At 40.5% G+C, this 5493-nt stretch carries 4 protein-coding genes, 11 tRNA genes and 1 rRNA gene; 15 read left to right on the top strand and 1 reads right to left on the bottom strand.

All coding sequences use genetic code 11. The features are described from left to right. Positions 1-107 precede the first annotated feature (107 nt). The 11 genes from J2S13_RS16335 to J2S13_RS16385 all read left to right on the top strand — a co-directional run bounded on the left by J2S13_RS16335 (position 108) and on the right by J2S13_RS16385 (position 1370). Positions 108-182, top strand: a tRNA-Glu gene (locus J2S13_RS16335). Positions 183-205: 23 nt separating this feature from the next. After that, positions 206-278: transfer RNA gene (locus J2S13_RS16340), tRNA-Val, on the top strand. A gap of 19 nt (positions 279-297) precedes the next feature. Then, positions 298-371 (top strand) — tRNA-Met (locus J2S13_RS16345). An 85-nt stretch (positions 372-456) separates the two neighbouring features. Then, positions 457-532 (top strand) — tRNA-Lys (locus J2S13_RS16350). Positions 533-535: 3 nt separating this feature from the next. After that, positions 536-624, top strand: a tRNA-Leu gene (locus J2S13_RS16355). A gap of 3 nt (positions 625-627) precedes the next feature. Beyond that, positions 628-701 (top strand) — tRNA-Arg (locus tag J2S13_RS16360). 6 nt (positions 702-707) lie between these two features. Then, a tRNA-Pro gene (locus J2S13_RS16365) sits at positions 708-781 on the top strand. A 14-nt stretch (positions 782-795) separates the two neighbouring features. Further along, positions 796-868 (top strand) — tRNA-Ala (locus J2S13_RS16370). 103 nt (positions 869-971) lie between these two features. Beyond that, positions 972-1045: transfer RNA gene (locus J2S13_RS16375), tRNA-Gly, on the top strand. Positions 1046-1151: 106 nt separating this feature from the next. Further along, a tRNA-Asn gene (locus J2S13_RS16380) sits at positions 1152-1226 on the top strand. A gap of 70 nt (positions 1227-1296) precedes the next feature. Beyond that, positions 1297-1370, top strand: a tRNA-Arg gene (locus J2S13_RS16385). 51 nt (positions 1371-1421) lie between these two features. Here J2S13_RS16385 and J2S13_RS16390 read toward each other — a convergent pair. After that, on the bottom strand, positions 1422-2309 hold the full coding sequence (locus J2S13_RS16390) for a LysR family transcriptional regulator (protein ID WP_307258919.1): 888 nt from the start codon (positions 2307-2309) through the stop codon (positions 1422-1424). A 115-nt stretch (positions 2310-2424) separates the two neighbouring features. Here J2S13_RS16390 and J2S13_RS16395 point away from each other — a divergent pair, with 115 nt between their 5' ends. The 4 genes from J2S13_RS16395 to J2S13_RS16410 form a co-directional block, all read left to right on the top strand. After that, complete coding sequence (locus tag J2S13_RS16395; protein WP_307258920.1) at positions 2425-3615, top strand: coenzyme F420-0:L-glutamate ligase; 1191 nt, start codon at positions 2425-2427, stop codon at positions 3613-3615. A gap of 65 nt (positions 3616-3680) precedes the next feature. Continuing rightward, on the top strand, positions 3681-4874 hold the full coding sequence (locus tag J2S13_RS16400) for a M20 metallopeptidase family protein (protein WP_307258921.1): 1194 nt from the start codon (positions 3681-3683) through the stop codon (positions 4872-4874). 40 nt (positions 4875-4914) lie between these two features. Beyond that, complete coding sequence (locus J2S13_RS16405) at positions 4915-5148, top strand: hypothetical protein (RefSeq protein WP_307258922.1); 234 nt, start codon at positions 4915-4917, stop codon at positions 5146-5148. A gap of 274 nt (positions 5149-5422) precedes the next feature. Then, positions 5423-5493, top strand: a 16S ribosomal RNA gene (locus J2S13_RS16410); the annotation flags it as partial.

Consider the following 5493-nt stretch of genomic DNA (forward strand, 5'->3'; position numbering starts at 1 on the left):
TAAGCTCTTCAGCGCCGATGGTAGTTGGGGGCTGTCCCCCTGCAAGAGTAGGACGTTGCCAAGCAATACCCCTTAGTTGGGGTTATTTATTTTGCTAAATTTTTGTTGGCCCGTTGGTCAAGCGGTTAAGACACCGCCCTTTCACGGCGGTAACACGGGTTCGAATCCCGTACGGGTCACCATTCTCGTATAAAATTTACATAATGGAGGATTAGCTCAGCTGGGAGAGCACTTGCCTTACAAGCAAGGGGTCGGCGGTTCGATCCCGTCATCCTCCATCATCAATATTATAATTGTCGCGGGGTGGAGCAGTCCGGTAGCTCGTCGGGCTCATAACCCGGAGGTCGTAGGTTCAAATCCTGCCCCCGCAATTATTGGTCCGGTAGTTCAATTGGAAAGAATACCTGACTGGCACCATGACATTTCATCTAATCAATGAAATCTTTTTATTTTCACGAGCCATTAGCTCAGTTGGTAGAGCATCTGACTTTTAATCAGAGGGTCGAAGGTTCGAGTCCTTCATGGCTCACCATTTGCCGGGGTGGCGGAACTGGCAGACGCACAGGACTTAAAATCCTGCGGTAGGTGACTACCGTACCGGTTCGATTCCGGTTCTCGGCACCACTTGCGCCCGTAGCTCAATTGGATAGAGCGTTTGACTACGGATCAAAAGGTTAGGGGTTCGACTCCTCTCGGGCGCGTTTTATCGGGAAGTAGCTCAGCTTGGTAGAGCACATGGTTTGGGACCATGGGGTCGCAGGTTCGAATCCTGTCTTCCCGATATCCAACTCATTTGGGGCCTTAGCTCAGCTGGGAGAGCGCCTGCTTTGCACGCAGGAGGTCAGCGGTTCGATCCCGCTAGGCTCCACTCTTTTGATCAGCTTTGTTGCTCAGTCGGTTAGGATATTTGTACAAGACCAGATTCTAGACTTTGCATTAATTATGCTATATTTTACGCTTTAAGATCTTGTGCGGGTGTAGTTTAGTGGTAAAACTACAGCCTTCCAAGCTGTTGTCGTGGGTTCGATTCCCATCACCCGCTCCATATGATAGAATGGACCTGAAGCTTATGCTTGTTAGGGTGCATGCTTGAAAAGTGTGAGGTTGATATTCCTAGCCCACTTAGATCCACCATCTATAATCTTTATTGTTCCGCAGTAGCTCAGTGGTAGAGCAATCGGCTGTTAACCGATCGGTCGTAGGTTCGAATCCTACCTGCGGAGCCATTTTCACGAGGAACTACATAAAGGTTAAAGGAATTTAGACAACTTCGGTAAGAAAGTTTCATATTTATATGCGCCTTTAGCTCAGCTGGATAGAGCAACGGCCTTCTAAGCCGTGTGTCAGAGGTTCGAATCCTCTAAGGCGCGTAAAAAAGGAGTGAAGAGAATAGCGTATCGGCTATTTCCTCTTCACTCTTTTTATGTAGATGCAGTGAGCATTTCTACAAATCTTGTTGAGGCGGGGGACAAAGGTACGCTTTTTAAAAAGCATACTCCTATGCTGCGCTTTGGAATTTGTTCTTGCAGTTGGACTTCATATAATAAACCTTGGTTTAAATAGTCTTCGGAGAACTCCCTCGTAACACAGGCTATTCCTAAGTTGATTCTAGCAAATTCCAATAATAAATCATGTGAGCCTAATTCAAACTCAGGTGATATTTTGACCCCTTTAGAGATCATATAATTTTCTACATAGCTCCTTGAATTTGATTCTGATTCAAGGAGGATCAAGGGCAGTTTCATCATCTCCTCGAATTTTAATGTGTGTGAAAGGATCGGTTTATATTTTTCTCCACATACAAAAATATCATGGATATCAAAGCAAGGTCTTAGTTCTAATTTCGGATCTTCGAGTGGAAAATTGCAAATGCCAATATCAACTTCACCTGATTTTAAAATGGAACAAATATTTGATGTTGTACCGTTGACAATTTTAAACTTAATATTAGGGTATTTATTACGGAAGTCCTCCAAATATGGAAGGAGGAAATGTCGAGAAATCGTATCTCCTACCCCAATCGCTAATTCTCCCGCTGTTAAATTTCTAAACTCCAAAATTTTCTTTTCCCCGGTATCGATTAAATTAATGGCCGAATTCACATAATCAAATAGTAGACTTCCTTCAATTGTTAAGCTAACTCCTTTAGGCGTTCTATTAAATAATCGAGTATCAAGTTCCCTTTCTAACTGCATGATCGCTTGACTGACAGCTGGTTGTGTCATATAAAGGGATTTTGCGGCTTTAGAAAAGCTTTCTTTTTTCCCTACCTTCCAAAATATTTTATATAAATCTAGTTTGCTTACCATATAAGCACTCCTTATAGGTATTATAGGATATAGTCATTTCACTTATATCACTAAAATAGGGTATAGTACAAGTAGGTAATTTTTTACCATTAACTGCATTTAAGGAGCGATCATTTTGGAAAGAGTAGTTGGGACAGTTGCCCGTGGCTTACGTTGCCCGATCATTAATAAAGGCGATCACATCGAAAAAATTGTTGTAGAAAGTGTATTAAAAGCTGCAGAAGTAGAAGGTTTTCAAATAAATGATAAAGATATTGTTTCCATCACGGAATCAATTGTTGCACGTGCACAAGGAAATTATGCATCTATTGATCAAATTGCCAAAGACGTGAAGGCTAAGTTTGGAAATGATACGGTTGGTGTGATATTCCCAATCTTAAGTCGCAACCGTTTTGCTACTTGCTTACGTGGGATTGCAAAAGGAACGAAGAAAATTGTGTTAATGTTAAGTTATCCGTCTGATGAAGTTGGAAATCATTTAGTTGATATCGATTCATTGGATGATAAAGGGGTAAATCCTTGGACAGATGTTTTAACAGAAGAGGAGTTCCGAGAGCATTTCGGTTATAATAAACATACATTTACTGGTGTTGATTATATAAGTTACTATAAATCAATCATTAAGGAATATGGAGTGGAATGTGAAGTCATCTTCAGTAACAATCCAAAAACGATCTTGGATTATACAAAAAGTGTTTTGACTTGTGATATTCACTCAAGATTCAGAACGATGAAGATTTTAACCTCTAATGGTGCGGAAAAAGTTTATAGCTTAGATGATATTCTATCAGAGCCTGTTGATGGCAGTGGATATAATGAAGAATACGGTCTTCTCGGGTCCAATAAGTCAACAGAGGATAGCGTGAAACTTTTCCCACGTCATTGCCAGCCGATTGTTGAAAATATCCAGAATATCCTTAAAGAAAAAACAGGAAAAACCGTGGAAGTCATGGTCTACGGGGATGGAGCATTTAAAGATCCTGTGGGTAAAATTTGGGAACTTGCTGATCCGGTTGTATCACCTGCCTACACATCTGGGCTTAATGGGACACCGAATGAAATTAAATTAAAATATCTTGCTGATAATAATTTTGCTCATTTAAGAGGAGAAGAATTAAAACAAGCCATCTCTGAGTATATTCATAATAAAGATGAAGACCTTGTCGGAGCGATGGAATCACAAGGAACCACACCGAGAAAACTTACTGACCTAATCGGTTCCCTATCTGATTTAACATCAGGTAGCGGAGACAAAGGAACACCAATCGTCTACATCCAAGGTTATTTCGATAATTATACAGAATAAGGGAGGTGCCAGGCACCATCCAGAAAATGGATGGTGCCTGGCACTTTAAATTGGGGGAGATCGAAATGATTGATTCTATTGTGAAATCATTGGAAAATATGTTTACGGAAACGGTTTCGTTAAGAAGATATTTTCATCAATTTCCCGAATTATCTTTTGAGGAAGAAAATACACCGAAAAAAATTGCTGAATATTTAAACTCTTTAGGAATTAAAGTGCGAACTGATGTGGGAGGGCGCGGGGTTGTCGGAGTTATAGAAGGGAAGTATCCGGGGAAGACGGTTGCTTTACGCGCAGATTTTGATGCATTAGCTATTCAGGATCAAAAGGAAGTGGAGTACAAATCAAAGGTGCCAGGGAAAATGCATGCATGTGGACATGATGGTCATACGGCGGCCCTTTTGTCAGTGGCGAAGGTTTTGCAAGAACATCGTGACCATATAAAAGGGAAAGTGGTGCTCATTCATCAATTCGCTGAGGAGATTACCCCAGGTGGAGCCATATCAATGATTGAAGACGGTTGCTTAGATGGAGTGGATGCGATTTTTGGCACACATCTTTGGTCCACGATTCCTGTTGGAAAAATTGGTTTCCACTCGGGCCCTATTATGGCTGCTGCAGATAAATTTACAGTGGAAATTCAAGGGGAAGGAGGGCATGGTGGTCAGCCACATAGAACGTGTGACCCTATTATTTTGGCGACAAACTATATTCAGATGTTGCAGCAAATTGTCAGTCGCAATATCGACCCGCTGTCATCGGCTGTCATTAGTGTATGTACGATTCACTCAGGTTCCTCTTTCAATGTGATCCCCGAGAAGGTTCAATTATCTGGAACGGTCCGGACATTTGATGTAGAAGTTCAGGAGATTGTTTTTAATAGGATGGAAACTTTATTAAAAACACTTTGCGAAGGAGCAGGGGCTTCTTATACGTTTGAATTTGAAAAAGGATACCCACCCGTCATTAATCATCAAGAGGAAACCCAATTTGCAATGAAATGCGCACAACAATTGTTAGGAGAAGAGAAGGTCTTTGACTACCAACCGCAAATGGCTGGTGAAGACTTTTCTTATTACTTACAAAAGGTTCCTGGGACATTCTTTTTCACAGGCGCCGGAAATCCGGAAATAGGAGCAAAATATCCTCATCACCATCCGAAATTTGATATTGACGAAAAAGCATTACTATATGCAGCTCAGGTTTTGGCGATAGTTGCTGTGCAATATTTAGAAAAACATGAGGGGAAGATTAAATAGGGGCTAGGATCCATCTGTTTTTCAGGTGGATCCTGACATTTTGGAAACTATAAAACGTAGAAGTAGGGATCTCTTTGAAGATGTTGCACCTAACGGCAAGCGAATTTCTCCGTTTTCTCCCTATGATCAGTCAACGTCAGCTCAAAAATTCTCCCGCTCTCGTTTTTATCTCAATCGAAAACTGCAAAATTCATATGCCAATGAACAGATGCTTCAGCTTTTGCTTTTGTCATTAGTTAAACTCTTTTTAGTTGTCAAAGGTAAGAGGGGCTAGTAGATTATATACTTGAATTTGAATTGAAAATATAAATTTCAAAAAAGTTGTTGACTTCTATGAATAAACTTTATATAATAAAACTTGTCACTGAGACACCAACACAAAAACTTCTAACAAAAAGATATTGACAGAATATAATAGAGTTGATAGAATTTAATTCTTCGCTTTAAAAGTTGAAGAGAAATGAAGTTTTAGATGATCCTTGAAAACTGAACAAAACAAACAAAACGTCAACGTTAATTCGATTTTTTTAAAAAGAGCTAAATCAAATTCTTTGGAGAGTTTGATCCTGGCTCAGGACGAACGCTGGCGGCGTGCCTAATACATGCAAGTCGAGCGAAC

Source organism: Oikeobacillus pervagus, from assembly GCF_030813365.1.
Taxonomy (GTDB): Bacteria; Bacillota; Bacilli; order Bacillales; family DSM-23947; genus Oikeobacillus; species Oikeobacillus pervagus.